Source organism: Pseudomonas sp. TH06 (assembly GCF_016651305.1).
In the GTDB taxonomy this organism is placed as follows: Bacteria; Pseudomonadota; Gammaproteobacteria; order Pseudomonadales; family Pseudomonadaceae; genus Aquipseudomonas.
Genome location: NZ_JAEKEC010000001.1, coordinates 2,352,110 through 2,374,299 on the forward strand (window position 1 = coordinate 2,352,110; position 22,190 = coordinate 2,374,299).

The window sequence follows — 22,190 nt, forward strand, 5'->3', positions numbered from 1 at the left end:
ATGCGTCGCCGCGCGACGCTGCTGCAAAGACTGCATATCGATGGCCCGTTGTTGATCCTGCTGCTGATCCTCGCCGCCGGTAGCCTGTTCGTACTGTATTCGGCCAGCGGCAAAAGCTGGGATCTGCTGGCCAAACAGGCCACTTCGTTCGGCATCGGTCTGGTATCGATGATCGTCATTGCCCAGTTCGAACCGCGTTTCATGGCGCGCTGGGTGCCGCTCGGTTATGTGATCGGGGTGGTGCTGCTGATGGTGGTGGACATCATGGGCCACAACGCCATGGGCGCCACGCGCTGGATCAACATTCCCGGGGTGATCCGCTTCCAGCCTTCGGAATTCATGAAGATCCTGATGCCGGCGACCATCGCCTGGTATCTGTCCAAACGTACCTTGCCGCCACAACTCAAGCATGTCGGCATCAGCCTGATGCTGATCGGCGTGCCCTTCATTCTGATCGTGCGCCAGCCTGACCTTGGTACGTCGCTGCTGATTCTCGCAGGCGGTGCGTTCGTGCTGTTCATGGGCGGGTTGCGCTGGCGCTGGATCCTCAGCGTGCTGGCCGCTGCCGTACCCGTTGCCGTCGCCATGTGGTTCTTCATCATGCACGACTACCAGAAGCAACGAATCCTGACGTTCCTCGACCCGGAAAGCGATCCGTTGGGCACGGGCTGGAACATCATTCAGTCGAAAGCCGCCATCGGTTCCGGTGGCGTGTTCGGCAAAGGCTGGCTGCTCGGCACCCAGTCGCACCTGGACTTCCTGCCGGAAAGCCACACCGACTTCATCATCGCCGTACTCGGCGAAGAATTCGGTCTGGTGGGCATTTGTGCGCTGCTGCTGATCTATCTGTTGCTGATTGGCCGAGGGCTGGTGATCACCGCTCAGGCGCAAACGTTGTTCGGCAAATTGCTCGCCGGCGCGTTGACCATGACGTTTTTTGTTTACGTTTTCGTCAACATCGGTATGGTCAGTGGCCTGTTGCCGGTCGTAGGGGTGCCGTTGCCGTTCATTAGCTACGGAGGAACTTCGCTGGTGACGTTGCTGTCAGCGTTTGGGGTTTTGATGTCGATCCATACCCATCGCAAGTGGATCGCACAGGTTTGAATAAGGTGAAGAGTTCAATGCAAGTAATGCGTGGCTGGGCGACTCGATGCGCGCCGCTGGTTGGCCTGATGGGCCTGCTGGGCAGCGTCCAGGAAGCGCTGGCCGGCGAATACGAAGGCTCGCCTCAGGTGGCCGAATTCGTCGGTGAAATGACCCGCGACTACGGTTTCGCTGGCGAGCAATTGATGGGGGTTTTTCGCGAGGCTCAGCGCAAACAGGCGATTCTCGACGCCATCTCCAGACCCGCCGAGCGGGTCAAGCAGTGGAAAGAATACCGCCCGATGTTCATCACTGACGCGCGCATTGCGCGAGGTGTGGACTTCTGGCGCCAGCACGAGGCCACTCTGGCCCGTGCCGAGCAGGAATACGGCGTGCCGGCACAAGTTATCGTGTCAATCATCGGCGTTGAGACCTTTTTCGGACGTAATACCGGTAATTACCGGGTGATCGATGCCTTGTCCACGCTCGGATTCGACTATCCTCCCCGTGCCGAATTTTTCCGCAAGGAACTGCGTGAGTTTCTGCTGCTGGCACGCGAAGAGCAGGTCGATCCATTGACCCTCAAAGGTTCCTACGCTGGCGCCATGGGCCTGCCGCAATTCATGCCGAGCAGTTTTCGCGCCTATGCGGTGGATTTCGACGGTGACGGCCACATCAATATCTGGAACAACCCGGATGATGCGATCGGCAGCGTCGCGAGTTATTTCAAACGTCACGGTTGGGTTGCCGGTGAGCCGGTGGTCAGCCGGGCGGATGTGCGCGGCGAGCAGGTCGATGAAGGCCTGACCACCGGCATCGAGCCGACAAAGACTGTCGGAGAGTTGCGGGCGCTGGGCTGGTCAAGTCATGATGCGCTGCGCGATGATATGCCGGTTACTGCATTTCGCCTCGAAGGCGACAACGGCCCCGAATATTGGATGGGCCTGAAGAATTTCTACGCGATCACGCGTTATAACCGCAGCGTGATGTACGCCATGGCCGTACATCAACTGTCTGAACAGCTGGTACAAGCACGGGGCGTCAAGTAATGCGGGCATTGCCTAACAATAAACCCCTGAAGCTGGTGGCATTCGCTGCGTTGGCGGTGCTGGTCGCCAGCTGTTCGACCAGCCGTTCCCCGACTCAGAAGACTTCATCGACCGCTGTGCGTGCGCAGCCGGGCCTGGACATCAACCGTGCGCACAAAGACGGCGCGCCATGGTGGGACGTCGATGTGTCGCGCATCCCGGATGCCACGCCGACCCTGCACACCGGTCCGTACAAGGCTAATCCGTACACTGTGCTGGGCAAGACCTACTTCCCGTTGCAGGAATCCAAGACTTACGTCGCTTCGGGCACGGCGTCCTGGTACGGCACCAAGTTTCACGGTCAGAACACCGCCAATGGCGAGGTCTATGACCTGTACGGCATGAGCGCCGCACACAAGACTTTGCCACTGCCAAGTTACGTTCGGGTGACCAACCTGGACAACAACAAGAGTGTGATCCTGCGAGTCAACGACCGTGGGCCGTTCTACTCTGATCGCATCATCGACTTGTCCTACGCGGCCGCGAAAAAACTCGGTTACGCCGAAATCGGCACCGCGCGGGTCAAGGTCGAAGGCATCGATCCGCAGCAATACTGGGCAGCCAAGGGCCGTCCGGCACCGTTGATGCTCAACGAGCCGCAGGTCGCGCAGAACAGCGCTCCGGTGATCACGGCCTCGGCCGGCACTGTCGAGCAGTGGACGCCGCCGCCGCAGCAACATGCCTCTGACACCGTCCCGGTGCCAATGAGTGCAAAAAAAAACGCTTCTGCAACAGCAACTGGCCAGTATCTGCAGGTGGGCGCGTTCGCCAACCCGGACGCTGCAGAACTCCTGAGGTCGAAGCTCAGCGGGATGGTGAGCGCTCCGGTGTTCATCAGCTCGATCGTGCGCAATCAGCAGACCCTGCACCGGGTTCGCCTGGGGCCGATCGGCTCGCCGGGTGAAATTGCCCAGGTGCAGAACAGCGTGCGCCTGGCCAACCTTGGCTCGCCAAGTGTGGTCACCGAGTAATACGTAGGACTTGATTGACGATTCACCAGCGATTGGGGGGTGAATCAGGTTGTTGGCTCGTCGAAGAACAAAAGCCCGGCAAGGGTGACTGGAGTGAGCAACTGAACACGCGATGGCTCGTTAGAAAGTCATCTGATTAAATTTTGTCCGCAAGGACAGTTTCCATTAGCGATTTCGAGAGACGGATGAACATCACCACCTTTGCCAAACGCCTGTGTCTGCTAGTCCCGCTGCTCCTCTCGCCAGCCGCCTTCGCGGCCGAGATGATGCCGTCGCCACCTCAACTGGCCGCAAAAGCTTACGTTCTGATGGACGCCAGCAGCGGCAACGTGCTGGTCGAAAACAATGGCGACCAGCGCCTGCCACCGGCCAGCCTGACCAAACTGATGACCGCGTACATCGCTACGCTGGAAATCCGTCGCGGCCAGATCGGTGAAAACGACCCGGTGACCGTCAGCGAAAACGCCTGGCGCACCGGTGGTTCGCGGATGTTCATCAAAGTCGGCTCGCAGGTGACTGTCAGCGACTTGCTGCACGGCATCATCATTCAGTCCGGCAACGACGCCAGCGTGGCGCTGTCCGAGCACATCGCCGGTAGCGAAGACGCTTTCGCCGACCTGATGAACAAGACGGTCACTGACCTGGGCATGACCAACTCCCACTTCATGAACCCGACCGGTCTGCCGAATCCTGAGCACTACTCGTCGGCTCACGACATGGCGATCCTGGCCCGCGCGATCATCCACGAAGACCCGGCTCACTACGCGATCTACTCGCAGAAAGAGTTCTTCTGGAACGGCATCAAACAGCCTAACCGCAACCTTCTGCTGTGGCGCGACAAGACGGTTGACGGCCTGAAAACCGGTCACACCGACGAAGCTGGCTACTGCATGGTGTCCTCCGCTGTACGTGACGGCCAGCGCCTGATCGCCGTGGTGTTCGGCACCAACAGCGAAGTGGCTCGCGCCGCTGAAACCCAGAAGCTGCTGACCTACGGTTTCCGCTTCTTCGAAACCCAGACCTTCTATCAGAAGGGCACCGAACTGGCTCAGGCCCCGGTGTGGAAAGGCACCACCAATCAAGTCAAGGCCGGCCTGGCTGAAGACCTGACCATGACTCTGCCAAAAGGCCAGCTGAAGAAGCTCGCTGCCAGCATGACCATGAACCCGCAACTGACCGCGCCAATCGCCAAGGGCGACGTGATCGGTAAAGTCGAAGTGAAACTGGAAGACAAGGTGGTGCACAGCGCCGACCTGATCGCTCTGGACGCTGTCGAGGAGGGTGGTATCTTCCGCCGCATGTGGGATAGCATCCGTCTATTCTTCTACGGCTTGTTCAACTGATTTGTGTTGACCTGCATGGCCCCGCCCCGATCCGGTGCGGGGCCATGTGCGTTACCACGGCTTGCGCTCTAGAGGCCGTTACGCCATGACCGATACCGAAGTAAAGGCGCCAAAGATCGAATTTCCCCAGACTGATTATCCGATTAAGGTGATCAGCGATACGATTGTGGATATCAAGCAAAAAGTGATCGATATCGTTGCGAAGCACGCGACTATCAATGATGAAAAGGTTGACGAGCGCCAGAGTAGCAACGGCAAATACACCACCATTCAGTTGCACATCCTCGCTACCGGACAAGACCAGCTGTACGACATCAACAGCGAACTGCGGGCTTCCGGTTTCGTGCACATGGTGTTGTGATGCCGGGCACGCTGGGCTTTCGTGAGCTCGGCCAGATGGCTTATGAGCCGGTCTGGCATGCCATGCAACGTTTTACCAACGAACGCGGCAGCGATGCCGCCGACGAAATCTGGCTCGTCGAGCACCCGCCGGTGTTCACTCAGGGCCAGGCCGGCAAAGCCGAACATCTGTTGCTGCCGGGCGATATCCCGGTGGTGCAGGTCGATCGCGGCGGGCAGGTGACTTATCATGGCCCCGGCCAACTAGTGGCTTACTTGCTGCTGGATGTGCGCAAGCTGGGTTTCGGCGTGCGTGATCTGGTCAGCCGCATGGAGCTTTGCCTGATCGAACTGCTGGCCAGCTACGGCGTGACCGCCGCGGCCAAACCAGATGCTCCCGGCGTCTACGTCGACGGAGCGAAAATCGCTTCACTGGGTTTGCGGATTCGCCACGGTTGTTCCTTTCATGGCCTGGCCCTGAACGTGGATATGAACCTGGAACCGTTTCGACGGATTAATCCCTGCGGCTATGCCGGGCTGGCGATGACCCAGCTGAGCGAGCACGCAGGATCGATTGAATTTGCCGAGGTAAGTGCCCGGCTGCGCGCGCAGCTCGTCAAACACCTCGACTATGCTGAGCAGACGACCCTGACGGGCGGAATCGACTGATATGACTACTGATGCAGTGCAAACCATGATCCCGACGCTCGACGTGACCGAGCGCCCGGCCCCGCGTCCCAAGGTAGAAGCCGGCGTCAAGCTGCGCGGCGCCGAGAAGGTTGCACGCATCCCGGTAAAGATCATTCCGACGACCGAACTGCCGAAGAAACCTGACTGGATTCGTGTGCGCATCCCGGTTTCGCCGGAAGTCGACCGCATCAAGAGCCTGCTGCGCAAACACAAGCTGCACAGCGTTTGCGAAGAAGCCTCCTGCCCGAACCTCGGTGAGTGCTTCTCCGGCGGCACCGCGACGTTCATGATCATGGGCGACATCTGCACCCGCCGTTGCCCGTTCTGCGACGTTGGTCACGGTCGTCCGAAGCCACTGGACGTCAACGAGCCGGAAAGCCTGGCCATCGCCATCGCCGACCTCAAGCTCAAGTACGTGGTGATCACCTCCGTTGACCGCGACGACCTGCGTGATGGCGGTGCTCAGCACTTTGCCGACTGCATCCGCGAAATCCGCAAACTGTCGCCGAACGTGCAGCTGGAAACCCTGGTTCCGGACTACCGCGGGCGCATGGACGTTGCGCTGGAAATCACCGCCGCCGAGCCGCCGGATGTGTTCAACCACAACCTGGAAACCGTGCCGCGCCTGTACAAGGCTGCGCGTCCGGGTTCGGATTACCAGTGGTCGCTGACCCTGCTGCAACGCTTCAAGCAGATGATGCCGCACATTCCGACCAAATCCGGCCTGATGCTGGGTCTGGGCGAGACCGACGAAGAGGTCATCGAAGTCATGAAGCGCATGCGCGAACACGACATCGACATGCTGACCCTCGGTCAGTACTTGCAACCGTCGCGCAGCCACTTGCCGGTGCAACGTTTCGTGCACCCGGACACCTTCGCCTGGTTCGCCGAGGAAGGTTACAAGATGGGCTTCAAGAACGTTGCGTCGGGCCCGCTGGTGCGTTCTTCGTACCACGCCGACGAGCAAGCGAAGCTGGTCAAGGCTGAGTTGATGGGTTCCTGATTCAGCACTGAAGCCTTCACAAAAATACCCGCCTCGGCGGGTATTTTTGTTTTTGGGAAGCGCTCACCTAACCTGTGGCGAGGGAGCTTGCTCCCGCTGGAGTGCGAAGCAGTCCCAAAAATCTTGGGGTCGCTGCGCAACCCAGCGGGAGCAAGCTCCCTCGCCACAAGGTGGGCGAGTCATAGTGCCTCTTTTTTTTACGCGCTTTCCTGACTACTGTGTGCGCATGACTTCACACACGGAGCCCCACGGATGACCGTTCGACCGACCCACACCCTGTTCCCGCATAAACCTGTACCGGCGCTGCCGTCAGAAGGGATGATCGGCGTTATTGCCCCTGCCGGTCCCGGCGCGCTGGACACGGACAAGGCTGTGCAGTGGATGCGCGCCCGTGGTTACCAATTGCGGGTGTTCCCGGGTGTCTATGAGAAGGACGGCTACCTGGCCGGCAGCGACGACGTGCGCCTCAACGATCTGCACGCTGCGTTCGCGGATCCTGAGGTCGACGCCATCATCTGCCTGCGTGGCGGCTACGGCACGCCGCGCCTGCTGGATCGCATCGACTACGACCTGCTCAGCCGCCACGCCAAGCCCTTCGTCGGTTACAGCGACATCACTGCGCTGCACCTGGCGATCAGCCGTTACGCCGGGTTTGTAACCTTCCACGGTCCGCTGCTCAACGCCGATCTGTTGGGCGACAAGGAGCCTCCGACCGTGACCTCGTTCTTCGCCATGCTGCGCGGTCAGCTGAAAGCGGGGAGTGTGCTGAGCCATCCGGTAGCGTATCCACTCACCACCATCGAGCCCGGTATCGCCCATGGACGATTGCTCGGCGGCAACCTGGCAATGATCGCCTCGACCCTCGGTACGCCTTATGAAATCGATGTCGAGGGCGCGATTCTGCTCATCGAAGATGTCAACGAGCCGCTGTACCGTATCGACCGCTTACTGACCCAAATGCGTCTGGCCGGCAAGTTGGCAAAGCTGCGTGGTGTGTTGGTCGGGGATATTGCCGGGGTAGATGTCGAGGCGCTCAACCGCTTGCTCAAGCAGACTTTCGAACCGTTGCGGATTCCGGTGCTGTCGGGGTGGCGGAGCGGGCATTGCGATCCGAACCTGACGTTGCCGTTGGGCGCGCTGGTTCGACTGGATGCGGGGAAGAAGGAGTTGATGCTCGAGCAGGATGTGGTGACCCGATAAAGCAAAAGATCGCAGCCTGCGGCAACTCCTACAGGAACGCATTCCGATGTAGGAGCTGCCGCAGCCTGCGATCTTTTGATCTGGCTTTATTGAGTCCGCAGGCTCTCAAGCAGCTTATGCGTCGGATACCCATCCGCCGGCCAGCCAAACGACTGCTGCGCACTGCGGATCGCCTTGCGCGTATTGGCGCCGATAATCCCGTCAGCTGTGCCCGCATCGTAGTTGCGCGCACTCAGCAGGGTCTGCAATTCGATGCGCTCGGTGCGGCTCAGTGGCAGATCATCTTTCGGCCAGGTGCCGTTGATCAGGCCGCCGCCATTGAACCGTTCGGACAACAGGCTCACGGCCAAGGCATACGACGAAGAGTTGTTGTACTTGAGGATCGCCCGGAAGTTGTCGAGGATCAGGAATGCCGGGCCTCGGTAACCCGCCGGCAGCAACAGGGCGGCCGACAGTTGCTCGGAACCTGCGGGCACCTGACCACCGTTCGGCAGGATCACACCCAACTGACGCCATTCGGCGACGCTTTTGCGCATCGCACCGTCAGCCAGGGTGTAATCGAAACTGCTCGGCAGCTGCACTTCGAAACCCCACGGCTGCCCGCGCTGCCAGCCTGAGCTTTGCAGGTAATGCGCGGTCGAGGCCAGCGCATCGGCCGGACTGCCCCAGATGTCGCGGCGACCGTCGCCATCAAAATCCACGGCGTGGGTGTTGTAAGTGGTCGGAATGAATTGAGTCTGACCCATCGCGCCAGCCCAGGAGCCAAGCATCTTCTCCGGAGTGATATCGCCCTGTTGCAGGATTTGCAGGGCTGCGATCAATTGTGCGTGGGCAAAGCCCGGGCGGCGGCCTTCGTAAGCGAGGGTGGCCAGAGAGTTGATCACTGACTTGCTGCCCTGGAACTGACCAAAGTTACTCTCCATGCCCCACACCGACACCAATGCCTGACGGTCAACGCCGTAACGCTGTTCGATGCTTTGCAGAATGTCGGCGTACTGATTGATTAGAGCCTGACCTTTACGCACGCGCAGTGGCGAAAGCGCACCGTCGAGGTATTCCCACACCGGGCGGGAGAATTCCGGCTGGCTGCGGTCGGCGCGAATCACACTGGCATCGAAACTGACGTTGGCAAACGCGCGATCAAACAGGTCGGCGTGGATCCCGGCGGCCAGGGCATCCTTGCGGAAACCCGCCTGCCATTCGGCAAAGGTCTGGGTCGGCTGAAGATCGAGAGGGTCGGCGGACGGCACTACCGGCGGAATGATCGCTGGGGCCGTGGCGACAGGTGCGGCTTGAAGAGGTTGCGCATCAGCGGCGGTAGGTTTTTCCGCGCAGGCGACAAGCAGAATGAAGCTGGAGGCAGCGATCATCTGGCGAACAGGCCAGCGACGGGAAAGACTTAGGGGCATGCACAGTTCCAGGGGAAACGAATCAGGTGCAGACCTTAACATGACCGAGGGGTACTGCGCTTCAGGCAGCCAGAAAGTAAGAAGCCTCCCAGCTGTCAGACTGGAAGGCTTCGCGGCGGTAGCTGCCTTTGCCCTTGGTTGGTCGTTCCTGACGGCTGCGGAACAAGGGTTGGGCGACGATGGATTTGGCCTTGTTGGGGCCATGTTTCGCTGGCTTTTTGCTCATGAGGGTTCTCTCGATCGAGTGGGTTTTGCGCGGCAAATAATCTGCCGATGTCGGGCATCTGTCTATAGGGCAAATGCGGGTGTTTTTGTAGGAAAGCAAGATCAAAAGATCGCAGCGTGCCGCAGCTCCTACAGGGAACAGTGTAGGAGCTGAAATCTTTTGATCTTATTCGGCAGGCAAGGACAGGCGTTGGCCGGCCATTAGCAATGCCAAGCGGCTAAGGCTCATCCATGGCGATCCGGCCGCCTGACCCTTGATCTGCGCATCGATGCGCTGCGCTTCGAGCAACAACTGCGCCCAGCGTTGCGCCGTGTAGCGTTGCAGCGCTTTGCTCATCAACGGTTTGCGCTTGTCCCAGACCGGCGGTTTCGCCTGACTGAAACACTTGTCCAGCGGCGTGCCCTGGCTGTATTGCAACGAGATATTGGCCAGCAGGCGCAACTCCCGCGCCAGTGCCCAGAGAATCACTGGCGGTTCGACACCCTCGCCACGCAGGCCTTCGAGCATGCGCAGGGCGTGGGCCGGTTCGCCGTTGAGCACCGCATCGGTCAGGCCAAACACGTCGAATCGTGCACTGTCGGCCACAGCCGCCTGTACGGTTTCGACGGTAATCTGGCCGCCCTCGGCCATCAGCTTGAGCTTTTCGATTTCCTGCGCAGCGGCGAGCAGGTTGCCCTCGACGCGCGCGGCAATCAGTTCGACGGCGTCCTGACTGGCTGACAAGCCGGCCTGCGACAAACGCTGGCGAATCCAGCTCGGCAACTGATTGGCATCCACCGGCCAGATCTGGATGAACTGGGTCTGCTGACCTTCGACCAGCGCCTTGCCCCACTTGGTCTTCTGCGCACTGCCATCGAGTTTGGGCAGGCTGATCAGCAAGACAGTGTCTTCAGCAGGACGCGAGCAGTATTCGATGAACGCGGCAGCGCCCTTGTCACCGGGTTTGCCTGAAGGCAGACGCAGTTCCAGAAGGCGTTTCTCGGCGAACAGCGACATGCTCGCGCCGGCCTGCAGCAGCGTACCCCAATCGAAATTGGCGTCGGCGGCGAAGACCTGACGTTCGTCGAAACCTTGTTGGCGGGCAGCACTGCGGATGGCGTCGGCGGCTTCCTGGCACAGCAGCGGGTCATCGCCACTGATGATGTAGACCGGCGCAAGGGCGCCTTGCAGGTGTTTGCCGAGTTGTGCGGGAGCGAGCTTCATAAGAAAGGGCGAACGGGGCGCCTGAGCGCCCCATACGTCTTACTGCTTCGGCAGTTCGAGCGGCGACTGACGCGGGGTTTCCGCTTCAGCCTTCTGTGCCGCTTCCAGCGCATCGGCTTCAGCCTTGGCGCGATCGTTGGCGGCTTGCTGCAATTGCTGCAGTTGACCTGGAGTCAGCTGTTGCAGGCGCAGCATCATGCGCTGAACCAGCTCGCGGCGGGTTTCGCGACGGGCGTCGCTGGCTTCCTGATCGGAACCGACGAGGTTGTTGCCGTCGTGGATAAACACTTTCTGCACTTCAAGTTTGTCACTCAGCAGAGAAAGGTTCTTGTCACCACGAATCTCATAGCTCAGGACAGTGTTGACCTGATATTCGCCCGTACGGCCGGCACCGGCGTAACTGAGGATGCGCTGGTTTTCCTGCTCGTCAGCCAGGAACAGCTTGTACGGAGCGCCGCTGTAAACCTTGACGCCGCTGGATTCCAGTACCTGGCGCAGTTGAGTGACGGTCTCGCCATAGGCGTTACGCGCGCTCAGATCCAGTTCCTTGATCGACAGTTCATTGGTGCCGGTACCACGCAGCTGGAAACCGCAGGCGCTCAGCAGCACAGCGAGGCCCATCACCAGCAGATTGCGTTTGATCATTGTGTTGCTCCCCTTGAAACCATGTGGGCCGTTCATGCGGCCCGAAAGGTTTTACATGGCGTCAGGCATACCTGACGCCCGATCCAATTAGCTGGCGACGATATTGACCAGTTTCCCGGGCACTACAATCACTTTACGAATAGTCAGGCCATCAACGAAGCGCAGCACGTTTTCATTGGTACGCGCGGCGGCTTCGACTTCTTCACGGGTGGCGCTGGCCGGCATTTCGATCTGGCCACGCAGTTTGCCATTCACTTGAATGACCAGCGTCAGGCTGTCTTGTACCAGGGCGCTTTCGTCTACAGCCGGCCAGCCGGCGTCGATGACCGCGTCAGCGTGGCCCAGTTGATTCCACAGCTCGTGGCTGATGTGCGGCGTGATCGGAGCCAGCAACAGGGTCACGGCTTCCAGACCTTCGTGAATCAGTGCGCGATCCTGCTCGGTGCCTTGCGCGGCTTTTTCCAGCACGTTCATCAGCGTCATCACCTGAGCGATGGCGGTGTTGAATTTGTGGTTTTGACCGACGTCATGGCTGGCCTGCTTGATAGCCAGGTGGATTGCACGGCGCACGGCTTTCTGCTCGTCGCTCAGGCTGGCGATGTCGAGTTTGCCCGGCAGGCCCTGAGTGACGTGGGCCTGCGCCAGACGCCAGACGCGCTTGAGGAAACGGTGCGAACCTTCAACGCCGGAGTCGGACCATTCGGCGCTCATGTCAGGTGGCGAGGCGAACATCATGAACAGGCGGCAGGTGTCGGCGCCGAACTGATCGATCATCGACTGTGGGTCGACGCCGTTGTTCTTCGACTTGGCCATCTTCTCGGTGCCACCGATTTCCACCGGCAGGCCGTCGGATTTCAGCTTGGCGCTGATGACCTTGGCTTTGCTGTCACGCTCGAGTTCCACATCGGCCGGGTTGAACCAGGTGTAAGCACCATTGGCTTCGCGACGGTAGTAAGTCTCGGCGATCACCATGCCTTGGGTCAGCAGGTTCTTGAACGGCTCGTTGGAGCTCACCAGGCCTTCGTCGCGCATCAACTTGTGGAAGAAGCGCGCATAGAGCAGGTGCAGAATCGCGTGTTCGATACCGCCGATGTACTGATCCACCGGCAACCAGTGGTCGGCGGCGGATTTCTCTACCAGGCCACCTTCAAAGTGCGGCGAGGCATAACGGGCGTAGTACCACGACGACTCGACAAAGGTGTCCATGGTGTCGGTTTCACGCTTGGCAGGCTGACCGCATTTCGGGCAGGTGCACTCGTAAAACTCAGGCATGCGTGCCAGCGGCGAACCGGCGCCGTCCGGCACCACGTCTTCCGGCAGCACGACGGGCAATTGGTCTTCCGGTACCGGCACGTCACCGCAGGCATCGCAGTGGATGATCGGGATCGGGCAGCCCCAGTAGCGCTGACGGCTGATGCCCCAGTCGCGCAGGCGGAACTGGGTACGCGAGGCGCCCAGTTCTTTCTTGATCAGGGCCACTTCCATGGCGTCGAAGGCGCCGGCGAAGTCCAGACCGTCGAACTCACCGGAGTTGATCAGCGAGCCGTGCTCGCCGTAGGCATCTTGCCACGGGGCCGGGTTGGTTTCGCCGGAGCTGGTACGCACCACCGATTTGACCGGCAGGTTGTACTTGTGGGCGAATTCGAAGTCGCGCTCGTCGTGAGCCGGGACCGCCATCACGGCGCCGTCGCCGTAATGCATCAGTACATAGTTGGCGACCCAGACCGGCAGCTTTTCGCCAGTCAGTGGGTGCTCGACGAACAGGCCGGTCGGCAGGCCTTTTTTCTCTTGAGTGGCGACGTCGGCTTCGGCAACGCTGCCGCCCTTGCATTCAGCGATGAACGCTTGCAGCTCAGGATTGTTCTTTGCAGCGAGGCTGGCCAAGTGGTGCTCAGCCGCGACGGCGACATAAGTCGCGCCCATCAGGGTGTCCGGACGGGTGGTGAAGACTTTGAGAGTGCCGGTTTCGCCGATGGAATCGACGTTGTACGGGAACTGCACTTCCATGCCACGGGACTTGCCGATCCAGTTGCGCTGCATGGTCTTGACCTGTTCAGGCCAGCCCGGCAGATCGTCGAGGCTCTCCAGCAGCTCATCCGCGTAGGCGGTGATCTTGAAGTAGTACATCGGGATTTCGCGCTTTTCGATCAGCGCGCCGGAACGCCAGCCGCGACCGTCGATCACCTGTTCGTTGGCCAGAACGGTCTGGTCGATCGGGTCCCAGTTCACGGTGCCGTTTTTACGGTAGATCACGCCTTTTTCGAACAGGCGAGTGAACAGCCATTGTTCCCAGCGATAGTAATCCGGTTTGCAGGTGGTGACTTCGCGCGACCAGTCGACCGCCAGACCCAGGCTGCGCAGCTGGGTTTTCATGTAGGCGATGTTTTCGTAGGTCCACTTGGCGGGCGCTACGTTGTTCTTCATTGCGGCGTTTTCTGCCGGCATGCCGAAGGCGTCCCAACCCATCGGTTGCAGAACGTTCTTGCCTTGCATGCGCTGGTAGCGGGAGATCACGTCGCCGATGGTGTAGTTGCGCACGTGCCCCATGTGTAGCTTGCCGCTGGGGTAAGGGAACATCGACAGGCAGTAGTAAGTCTCCTTGCCTGGCTGTTCACTGACTTCAAAGGACTTTTGCTCGTCCCAGAACGACTGGGCGGCGGCTTCGATTTCACGGGGCTGATATTGTTCGTGCATGGCTACTTTTGTACTGGATAGGGGTGGCCTAATCCTCTTCAACGCAGGTTTCGGGATGGCCCGGACGAGCTGGAAGTGGAATTACAGGAAGCGCCGTAGCATACATGACCGCGCTTGGCCTAGGGAAACCCTGATTACAGCTGTTTGGCCCGGTCAATCCGTGGCGAGGGCCGTTGGTCGCGGCGTGCAGCCGGTTTGTGCAGCGAAGCTAAGCTCTAACTGGGGAGTGAGTCTTATCTTCAATGAGGTGAGGGATGGTGGAGCAACAGCAAAGAAACGTCACGAAACCTGAGTTGTACGAGCGGTTGATGAACCGTCTGGGCATGGCCCTGGATGCCGCAAAAACCGCTGACCGGCTGCGCGATGAGCGCCCCCTGGAACTGGAATTGCGTGGCTTGAGCCCCGCCGAGTTCAAACTGGTCAAGGCCTATCTGGATCGCAGTGAACGTGAAACGCACGGATGCTTGTCGCAAGCAGTGAAGCAACTCGATGCAGCACATTCGGCCAAGGTCATCTGGCTTAAGGACAAGGCGCCCCGCAAAGACACTGTCAAGGTGCGGGCTTTGCAGGCCAAGTAAGCGCATGGCAGGTCAAGAAACGGATCTTTTTCAACAGGATCCCACCCTATCGGTTGTCGCGTTGTATTAACCCACTTAGGCTTCGGGCATCTTTGGAGATGCCCGATGCCTTTTCGTTATTTCATCAAACAACTTCTATTGCCGCCCGGCATTCTTTTATTGCTGTTGCTGCTGGCCTGGTGGCTGCGCCGCTCACGGCCGCGCCTGGCTGGACTGTGTTTTGCCCTTGGTTTTGGCGGATTTTGGCTGATGAGCTTGCCGGTGGTTGTGCAATGGGGCGCCAAGGCGCTAGAGCGCGAGCCGCCGCTGGCCCGTGAAGAGTGGGCGATGCTGGCGCAACGGGCCGATGCCATTGTAGTGCTGGGTTCCGGGCGCGAGCGGGGTGATCTAGCCTGGGGTGAGGATCAACCGACCGGAGTGGGACTTGAGCGCCAGCGCTATGCGGCGCGGTTGGCCAAAGCTTCAGGATTGCCGATTCTGACCAGTGGCGGCCTGCATTACGGTACGCCGCCGACCGAAGCGAAGTTGATGGCGGATTCGTTGCTGGATGATTTCGGTGTGAGCGTGCGTTGGCAGGAAGGCGAAAGCCGCACCACGTGGGAAAACGCGAAGTTCAGCGCCGATATGCTGTTGCCGCAAGGGGTCAAGCGTGTGGTCGTGGTGACGCAGGCCTGGCACATGCCGCGCGCAGTGTGGTGTTTCGAACAGGCGGGATTCGAAGTGGTGCCGGCGCCGGTAGGTTTTCTCGGCACTGACAATGCGCGGCCATTTGGTGGCTGGCTGCCGGAGTTCAAGTCGATCTGGCAGAGCGGGCAGTTGCTGAATGAAGCGGTGGGGCAGGTGGGGTATTCGCTTTTCTATCGCTGAAGATCAAAAGATCGCAACCTGCGGCAGCTCCTACAGGGGTAACGAGCATCCCATGTAGGAGCTGCCGCAGGCTGCGATCTTTTGCTTTTAGACGGTCTTGGACATCCGGCTGGCCATCAGTGCCCAGCCAAACAGCAGCAAGCACACAATGATCAGCGGCCACGAACGCCATTGCAGATACGGCGTCAGGTTGTGCATCGGCACCACTTCGCCGTACAAAATGCCTTGTTCGAACTGTGGAATCTGCTCGGTGATCTGCCCGAACGGGTTGATCAGTCCGGTCACACCGTTGTTGGTGGCGCGGATCATCCAGCGTCCGGCTTCCAGTGCACGCATCTGCGCCATCTGCAAATGTTGCAGCGGGCCGATCGAGGTGCCGAACCAGGTGTCGTTGCTGATCGTCAGCAACAGATCGCTACGCGCCGACAGGCTGGCGGCGAACTCGGGATACACCACTTCGTAGCAGATAAACGGCGCAATCTGATAACCCTTGGCTTGCAACAGCGCCTGATCGGCCGGGCCACGGGCAAAGTCGGACATCGGCAGGTCGAAGAACGCGATCAGCCCACGCAACACGTCCTGCAATGGCACGTATTCGCCGAACGGCACCAGTTTCTGCTTCAGGTAAGTACCATCGCCTTCGCCCACGACAGTGATGCCGTTGAAGAAGCGTTTTTCGTGGCGCACCGTTTCGCGAATGGGCACGCCAGTGATCAGCGCCGATTTACGCTCGGCGGCGAAGTTGCCCATCATGCTCAGGTAGCCCTCGGCGGATTCCTTGAGCACCGGCACGGCAGTTTCCGGCCAGATCAGCAGGTCCACCGGTTTCGAACGGAAACTCAGGTCGCGGTACAGCGCCAGTTGCGCGTTGAGCTGCGCCGGGTCCCACTTCATGCTTTGTTCGACATTGCCCTGGATCGCGGCAACGGTCAGCGGTGCGCCGGACGGGCTGGTCCAGGCGTGGCCCTTGAGTGCAATGCCCGCCACCCATGGCCCGACCAGCAACAATAGACCAACGCCAACAAAAGCTTTACGGCCGGTCTGCAGCAGGCGCGGCGCGTTGTAGATCAGTGCAGCGGTCAGCGCCAGAACAAACGACACCAACCACATGCCGCCGACTGGCGCGAGACCGGCCAGCGGGCCGTCGAGCTGACTGTAACCGGAATACAGCCATGGGAACCCGGTGAGAAACCAGCCGCGAAACGCTTCCTGGCCCACCCACAATGCAGCAAACGCCAGAGCGTCGGCCAGTGGCGCCTCGTTGCGACGCAACCAGCGCGCCCAGAGCCAGGCGGGCAGGGCGAAGAACCAGGCAATCGCCGCCGTGAACAGCAGCATCAGGAACCCGGCCAGCAGCACCGAAGCGCCGCCGAAATGGTGGATGCTGTAATAGATCCAGCTGGTCCCGGCGCCGAACAGGCCGAAACCGAAGCACCAGCCACGGCCCAGTGCCTGGCGTGGGCTCAGCTCACGCAAACCGGCATAGAACAGACCGACCGCCAGCAAAGCCAGTGGCCAGATATCGAACGGTGCCAGCGCGAAGGTGGTGATTGCACCGGCCGCCACGGCCAGCAGGTTACCGGGCCAGCCGGGGCGGGTTGTCCAGCGCATTTCAGTCCTTAGATTTTTTACCGGGCGATTGGGGTCAGTCGCAGCAAATGAATCCGACGGCTGTCGGCATTCAGGATGCGGAAACGATAGGCGCCGATTTCAGTGATTTCATTACGTTTTGGCAAGTGCCCGAACGCGCTCATCACCAGGCCGCCGACAGTGTCGAACTCGTCGTCGGAGAATTCGCTGTCGAAAAACTCGTTGAAGTTCTCGATCGGCGTCAGGGCCTTGATCAGGAAGTCGCCACTTGGCAGCGGCTTGATGTAGCTGTCTTCTTCGACGTCGTGCTCGTCTTCGATGTCGCCGACGATCTGTTCCAGCACGTCTTCGATGGTCACCAGACCCGCCACACCGCCGTATTCGTCGATGACGATGGCCATGTGATTGTGGTTGGCACGGAACTCACGCAGCAACACGTTCAGGCGCTTGGACTCCGGCACGAAAGTGGCCGGGCGCAGCAGATCCTTGATGTTGAAGCTGTCGCCGTTCTCCTTGAGGATCAGCGGCAGCAGATCCTTGGCCAGCAGCACGCCCATCACGTCATCGTGGCTTTCGCCGATGACCGGGTAGCGCGAGTGGGCCGAGTCGACCACGGCGGGGAGAAATTCACGGGGTGTCTGGGTCGCCTTGATGCTGATCATCTGCGAACGCGGCACCATGATGTCGCGCACTTGCAGGTCAGCCACCTGAATGGCGCCTTCGACGATGGCCAGCGCTTCGCTGTCCAGCAGCTTGTTTTGATGTGCATCGCGCAGCAGCTCAAGCAGCTCCTGACGGTTTTTCGGCTCGTGGGCAAAAGCCTGGGTCAGTTTACCCAGCCATGACTTCTGCCCGTTGCTCGATCGATCTTCGCTCATAGCGATTACTCTGAATCCTTTGTTGTAACGATAGGGGATGTTTCGGTTTCGTCGTCCGCGTACGGATCGGGATACCCGAGTTCAGCAAGCAACTCGCGTTCCAGTGCTTCCATTTCTTCGGCTTCTTCGTCATCTATATGGTCGTAACCCAGCAGATGCAAGCAGCCGTGAATGACCAGATGTGCCCAGTGCGCCTTTAGTTCCTTGCCTTGTTCGGCGGCTTCGCGCTCGACCACGGCCACGCAGATCACCAGATCGCCAAGCAGTGGGATGTCGAGAAACTCGTCGGGTACTTCGGCAGGGAACGACAGGACGTTGGTCGCGTAATCCTTCTGACGCCAGGTGTAATTGAGCTCGCGGCCTTCTTCCTCGTCGACCAAGCGAATGGTCATTTCCGAGTCGGCGGTGCGTTGGCGCAGGGCCAGTTCGCACCATTGGCGGAACTCGGCCTCACTCGGGGCGCTCGCTTCAGTGGCGATTTGCAGGTCTAGCTCAAGCATTTCGCGAAGTGTCCTTGGGCGCGTCGTCACGGTTTTCATAGCGCTCGTAGGCTTCGACGATCCGCTGTACCAAAGGATGGCGCACAACGTCTTTGGGCATGAAATGCGTGAAGCTGATACCCGGCACGTCTTTGAGCACTTCGATCACATGGTGCAGACCGGACTTGGTGCCTTTCGGCAGGTCGACCTGGGTGATGTCACCGGTGATGACCGCTGTTGAGCCGAAGCCGATCCGGGTCAGGAACATCTTCATTTGCTCGACGGTGGTGTTCTGGCTTTCGTCGAGAATGATGAAGCTGTTGTTCAGCGTACGGCCGCGCATGTAGGCCAGCGGTGCAACTTCGATGACCTGACGTTCGATCAACTTGGCGACGTATTCGAAGCCGAGCATTTCGTAGAGTGCGTCGTAGAGCGGGCGCAGGTACGGATCGATTTTCTGCGACAGGTCGCCGGGCAGGAAGCCGAGTTTTTCACCCGCTTCAACCGCCGGACGCACCAGCAGGATACGGCGGATCTGCTCGCGCTCCAGTGCATCGACGGCGCAAGCCACGGCCAGATAGGTCTTGCCGGTACCGGCCGGGCCAATGCCGAAGTTGATGTCGTTGCCGAGGATTTCCTTCACGTAGCGCAGCTGATTCAAGCCGCGAGGGCGAATCATGCCTTTCTTGGTACGCAGGGCGACGGAAGCTTCGGCGGGGGCGTGGTTGTCCAGTTCGACAACGGCCGATTCCTGGAGGAACAGGTGCACCATGTCTGGCGACAGCTCGGTACCCTTGGTTTCCCGGTACAGGCGGCGCAGCAGGTTTTCCGCAGACGTGGTGTGCTTGGGGTCGCCGATCAGCTCGAACTGGTTTCCGCGGTTGCGGATCTCGATGGTCAGGCGCTGTTCGATCAAGCGCAGATGCTCGTCGAACTGCCCGCACAGATTGGCGAAGCGGCGAGCCTCAAAGGGCTCGAGGATAAAACGATGTGGTTCTATGGGTGCGTTCAAGGTCGTATTTAGCCGCCCTGGGGCAATTAAGATGAAATCAAGGATAACGCCAGAGGCTTGGGTGCGAAAGCTCTTAAATATGGATGCTGCTTTCGAACCCATTCTCTGTGGCTGGCGGTGACTTTTGTGGTGAGGGGATTTATCCCCGACGGGGTGCGGAGCGCCCCCAAAACCAGCCCGCGCGGTACATCAGAGTCACCGAGGTCGCTGGTTTTGGGTTGGCTGCGCCAACCATCGGGAATAAATCCCCTCGCCACAAAAGCCCGCTCTGCCTGTGTTACTGGATCAGCGAGCCGCGCAGCGAGTGCGGTTGTGCCGCGTCGATGTGCACGTCGGCGAATTGACCGATCAGGGTTGGATTGTCGCAGCGGAAGTTGACGATTCGATTATTCTCGGTGCGCCCTTGCAACTCGCCCGGGTCTTTCTTCGAGTAATCGGTCACCAGAATGCGCTGGATCGAACCGACCATTTGTCGGCTGATCTCGAAGCCTTGCTGATTCAAGCGATGTTGCAGCGCGTTGAGGCGTTCTTTCTTCAACTCTTCCGGCGTGTCGTCCGCCAGATCGGCAGCCGGGGTGCCCGGGCGCTGGCTGTAAACGAACGAGTAGGAAAAGTCGAAACCGACGTCGGCAATCAGCTTCATGGTCTGTTCGAAATCTTTCTCTGTCTCGCCGGGGAAGCCGACGATGAAGTCCGAACTGATGCAGATGCCCGGCACCGCCGCGCGCAGTTTGCGCAGCTTGGATTTGTACTCCAGCGCAGTGTGGTTGCGTTTCATCGCCGCCAGAATCCGGTCCGAGCCCGACTGCACCGGCAAGTGCAGGTGCTTCACCAGTTCCGGCACGTCGGCGTGGGCCTGGATCAGGCTGTCGGAGAACTCCAGCGGGTGCGAGGTGGTGTAGCGGATGCGGTCGATGCCATCGACGGCGGCGACCACGCGGATCAGCTCGGCGAGATCGGCCAGGCGACCGTCGTGGGTGGTGCCGCGATAGCCATTGACGTTCTGCCCGAGCAGGGTCACTTCACGCACACCGTTTTCGGCGAGGTGAATGATTTCGGCGATCACGTCATCGAACGGCCGGCTGACTTCTTCACCACGGGTATAAGGCACCACGCAGAACGTGCAGTACTTGCTGCAGCCTTCCATCACCGACACATAGGCGCTTGGGCCGTCGATGCGCGGCTCGGGCAAGTGGTCGAATTTTTCGATTTCAGGGAACGACACGTCGACCTGCGGCAGCTTGGTGCTGCGTGCGGCGTCGATCATTTCCGGCAAGCGGTGCAGGGTCTGCGGGCCGAACACCACGTCGACGTACGGTGCCCGATCACGGATCGCCGCGCCTTCCTGGCTGGCCACGCAACCGCCGACAGCGATCACCATGTCCGGGTTGGCCAGTTTCAGTTCGCGCCAACGACCGAGCTGTGAGTACACGCGATCCTGTGCGCGCTCGCGGATCGAGCAGGTGTTGAGCAGAATCACGTCGGCGTCTTCCGCACGCGCGGTGACTTCCAGGGCCTGATGTTCACCCAGCAGATCGACCATGCGCGAGCTGTCGTACTCGTTCATCTGGCAACCGTGGGTTTCGATGTAAAGCTTCTTGGCCATGGATTAGTGTCGTCACGTGATTCAAAGAACCGCGCATTATAGGGAACAAGCCCTCAGGTTCCTACCGCTGTGCGTCCGGTGGCTATGCTATAGTTTGCGCCCTCATTTTTATCCCCGATGTTATCCCCCCGCCATGACCAAACGCGAAGCTCCAATCTATAAGGTGATTTTCCTCAACCAGGGCCAGGTGTTCGAAATGTACGCCAAGCAGATCTATCAAAGTGATCTGTGGGGTTTTCTGGAAGTGGAAGAGTTCGTCTTTGGCGAGCGCACGCAAGTGGTCGTCGATCCGAGCGAAGAAAAGCTCAAGGCGCAGTTCGAGGGCGTGGTGCGCAGCTTTGTGCCGATGCATTCGATTGTGCGCATCGACGAAGTGGAACGTCTGGGCACCCCGAAAATCAGCGAAGCCCGCGGCGCGGTCGGCAACGTGATGCCGTTTCCGATGCCGATGCCTGAGAAGTAAAAACTGATTGAGTGAGGGGCTCTTGTGGCGAGGGGATTTATCCCCGATGGGCTGCAAAGCGGCCCCAAAACCTGCAACTTTGATCTTCTTGAATTACCGCGCTGAATGGATTTGCGACTGCTGCGCAGCCGATCGGGGATAAATCCCCTCGCCACGATGAGTAATCACTACAGACTCATTCTGCTGACGTTCAGGGAAGCGGCGAGAAAGGCGTACGCCCATCGGCGCTCTGCAATTCCATCAGGTATTTACGGAAAATTTGCCCGAGCACCTGAGTAGCCGTTTCGAGGTCTTCGCGGGACATTTTTTCCGAGACTTCGTCGGCCGTATCCAGCGCATCTTCAGCACCGTTGACCGCGGCCATTTTCAGCACGATGTACGCCTGAATATTGTTGGCCTGCACGCCTTCGCCGTGGAAGAACATGGTGCCGAGCTTGAATTGCGCCTGAGCGTGGCCTTGCAGCGAGGCCTTTTCGAAATAGCTCAGGGCTTGATTGAGGTCGCGCGGCGCGTTCTTGCCGTCGTAGTAGAACTCACCCAACTCGTATTGCGCTTGCGCATCCCCTTCGTCCGCCGCTTTCTGGCAGGCGGCCAGTGCCTGCGTGACGTCTTGCGGCTGAGTATTGAGGGTGCAACGACCCATCGCCGGGATCAACAACGAGTTGCCGCCTGCTTGTGCATGCGCGAGCAGGGGCTGAAGGAGCAACAGGCAGCCCAAGGCAAGGGTGCGGCCGGTGCGGTTCATGGGAATCGACTTACCTCTGAAGGGCACGCGGACCCATCGAGGGATCCAATAAGCGCGCATTATGAAATAAGCAGGGCC

General features: G+C 59.7%; 22 protein-coding genes. 11 read left to right on the forward strand and 11 right to left on the reverse strand.

From position 1 onward, the window contains the following. The 8 genes from rodA to JFT86_RS10615 all read left to right on the forward strand — a co-directional run bounded on the left by rodA (position 1) and on the right by JFT86_RS10615 (position 7,717). Positions 1-1,104, forward strand: coding sequence for a rod shape-determining protein RodA (gene rodA / locus JFT86_RS10580; protein WP_177431391.1), 1,104 nt, complete (start codon positions 1-3; stop codon positions 1,102-1,104). Positions 1,105-1,121: 17 nt separating this feature from the next. Continuing rightward, positions 1,122-2,132: a lytic murein transglycosylase B gene (gene mltB, locus JFT86_RS10585; protein WP_103303685.1), complete on the forward strand. Its 1,011-nt coding sequence runs from the start codon at positions 1,122-1,124 to the stop codon at positions 2,130-2,132. Beyond that, positions 2,132-3,142: a septal ring lytic transglycosylase RlpA family protein gene (locus JFT86_RS10590; RefSeq protein WP_201236673.1), complete on the forward strand. Its 1,011-nt coding sequence runs from the start codon at positions 2,132-2,134 to the stop codon at positions 3,140-3,142. The genes mltB and JFT86_RS10590 overlap by 1 nt, the downstream gene beginning before the upstream one ends. Positions 3,143-3,327: 185 nt before the next feature. Beyond that, the gene (locus JFT86_RS10595; RefSeq protein ID WP_201236674.1) at positions 3,328-4,485 is read left to right on the forward strand and encodes a D-alanyl-D-alanine carboxypeptidase family protein; all 1,158 of its coding nucleotides are present in this window, start codon (positions 3,328-3,330) and stop codon (positions 4,483-4,485) included. Between the two features lie 85 nt (positions 4,486-4,570). Then, positions 4,571-4,846: a DUF493 domain-containing protein gene (locus JFT86_RS10600; RefSeq protein WP_201236675.1), complete on the forward strand. Its 276-nt coding sequence runs from the start codon at positions 4,571-4,573 to the stop codon at positions 4,844-4,846. Further along, positions 4,846-5,493, forward strand: coding sequence for a lipoyl(octanoyl) transferase LipB (gene lipB / locus JFT86_RS10605; RefSeq protein ID WP_141126548.1), 648 nt, complete (start codon positions 4,846-4,848; stop codon positions 5,491-5,493). Before JFT86_RS10600 ends, lipB begins: the two co-directional genes overlap by 1 nt. A 25-nt stretch (positions 5,494-5,518) precedes the next feature. After that, the gene (gene lipA / locus JFT86_RS10610) at positions 5,519-6,517 is read left to right on the forward strand and encodes a lipoyl synthase (RefSeq protein WP_161806657.1); all 999 of its coding nucleotides are present in this window, start codon (positions 5,519-5,521) and stop codon (positions 6,515-6,517) included. Positions 6,518-6,769: 252 nt separating this feature from the next. After that, positions 6,770-7,717 (forward strand): LD-carboxypeptidase, encoded by a 948-nt coding sequence (locus JFT86_RS10615; RefSeq protein ID WP_201236676.1) that lies wholly within the window; start codon positions 6,770-6,772, stop codon positions 7,715-7,717. Positions 7,718-7,803: 86 nt separating this feature from the next. On the opposite strand, the gene JFT86_RS10620 is transcribed toward JFT86_RS10615, so the two are convergent. The 5 genes from JFT86_RS10620 to leuS all read right to left on the reverse strand — a co-directional run bounded on the left by JFT86_RS10620 (position 7,804) and on the right by leuS (position 13,894). Next, positions 7,804-9,126, reverse strand: coding sequence for a lytic murein transglycosylase (locus tag JFT86_RS10620; protein ID WP_201236677.1), 1,323 nt, complete (start codon positions 9,124-9,126; stop codon positions 7,804-7,806). 61 nt (positions 9,127-9,187) lie between these two features. Next, positions 9,188-9,352 carry an alternative ribosome rescue factor ArfA gene (gene arfA, locus JFT86_RS10625; RefSeq protein ID WP_053124158.1) on the reverse strand — a complete coding sequence of 55 codons (165 nt, stop codon included), beginning with the start codon at positions 9,350-9,352 and terminating at the stop codon, positions 9,188-9,190. A gap of 165 nt (positions 9,353-9,517) precedes the next feature. Next, entirely contained in the window at positions 9,518-10,555 is a 1,038-nt protein-coding gene (gene holA / locus JFT86_RS10630) for a DNA polymerase III subunit delta (protein ID WP_166216743.1), read from the reverse strand. Positions 10,556-10,594: 39 nt separating this feature from the next. Further along, positions 10,595-11,200 (reverse strand): LPS assembly lipoprotein LptE, encoded by a 606-nt coding sequence (gene lptE, locus JFT86_RS10635; RefSeq protein WP_201236678.1) that lies wholly within the window; start codon positions 11,198-11,200, stop codon positions 10,595-10,597. Positions 11,201-11,287: 87 nt separating this feature from the next. Beyond that, positions 11,288-13,894, reverse strand: a complete 2,607-nt coding sequence (gene leuS / locus JFT86_RS10640) for a leucine--tRNA ligase (RefSeq protein WP_201236679.1) — start codon at positions 13,892-13,894, stop codon at positions 11,288-11,290. A 254-nt stretch (positions 13,895-14,148) separates the two neighbouring features. On the opposite strand from leuS, the gene JFT86_RS10645 reads away from it, so the two are divergent. Together JFT86_RS10645 and JFT86_RS10650 are read left to right on the forward strand one after the other, a co-directional pair. Next, a complete protein-coding gene (locus JFT86_RS10645) occupies positions 14,149-14,472 on the forward strand; it encodes a hypothetical protein (RefSeq protein ID WP_201236680.1) in 324 nt (107 codons plus the stop codon). A gap of 105 nt (positions 14,473-14,577) precedes the next feature. Beyond that, a complete protein-coding gene (locus JFT86_RS10650) occupies positions 14,578-15,339 on the forward strand; it encodes a YdcF family protein (protein WP_201236681.1) in 762 nt (253 codons plus the stop codon). 87 nt (positions 15,340-15,426) lie between these two features. Here JFT86_RS10650 and lnt read toward each other — a convergent pair whose 3' ends face one another. The 5 genes from lnt to miaB form a co-directional block, all read right to left on the reverse strand. Continuing rightward, positions 15,427-16,950: an apolipoprotein N-acyltransferase gene (gene lnt, locus JFT86_RS10655; RefSeq protein ID WP_201236682.1), complete on the reverse strand. Its 1,524-nt coding sequence runs from the start codon at positions 16,948-16,950 to the stop codon at positions 15,427-15,429. A gap of 17 nt (positions 16,951-16,967) precedes the next feature. Then, a complete protein-coding gene (locus JFT86_RS10660; protein ID WP_007909641.1) occupies positions 16,968-17,807 on the reverse strand; it encodes an HlyC/CorC family transporter in 840 nt (279 codons plus the stop codon). 5 nt (positions 17,808-17,812) lie between these two features. Then, a complete protein-coding gene (gene ybeY / locus JFT86_RS10665) occupies positions 17,813-18,307 on the reverse strand; it encodes an rRNA maturation RNase YbeY (RefSeq protein WP_201236683.1) in 495 nt (164 codons plus the stop codon). Further along, complete coding sequence (locus tag JFT86_RS10670; RefSeq protein ID WP_201236684.1) at positions 18,300-19,298, reverse strand: PhoH family protein; 999 nt, start codon at positions 19,296-19,298, stop codon at positions 18,300-18,302. The genes ybeY and JFT86_RS10670 overlap by 8 nt, the downstream gene beginning before the upstream one ends. A 277-nt stretch (positions 19,299-19,575) precedes the next feature. Continuing rightward, positions 19,576-20,904, reverse strand: a complete 1,329-nt coding sequence (miaB, locus tag JFT86_RS10675) for a tRNA (N6-isopentenyl adenosine(37)-C2)-methylthiotransferase MiaB (protein WP_201236685.1) — start codon at positions 20,902-20,904, stop codon at positions 19,576-19,578. A 133-nt stretch (positions 20,905-21,037) separates the two neighbouring features. Here miaB and JFT86_RS10680 point away from each other — a divergent pair, with 133 nt between their 5' ends. Then, entirely contained in the window at positions 21,038-21,367 is a 330-nt protein-coding gene (locus JFT86_RS10680) for a DUF1820 family protein (protein WP_003185742.1), read from the forward strand. A 190-nt stretch (positions 21,368-21,557) separates the two neighbouring features. Here the strand turns inward: JFT86_RS10680 and JFT86_RS10685 are convergent, their stop codons facing one another. Next, positions 21,558-22,112: a tetratricopeptide repeat protein gene (locus JFT86_RS10685; RefSeq protein WP_003228518.1), complete on the reverse strand. Its 555-nt coding sequence runs from the start codon at positions 22,110-22,112 to the stop codon at positions 21,558-21,560. Positions 22,113-22,190 lie beyond the last annotated feature (78 nt).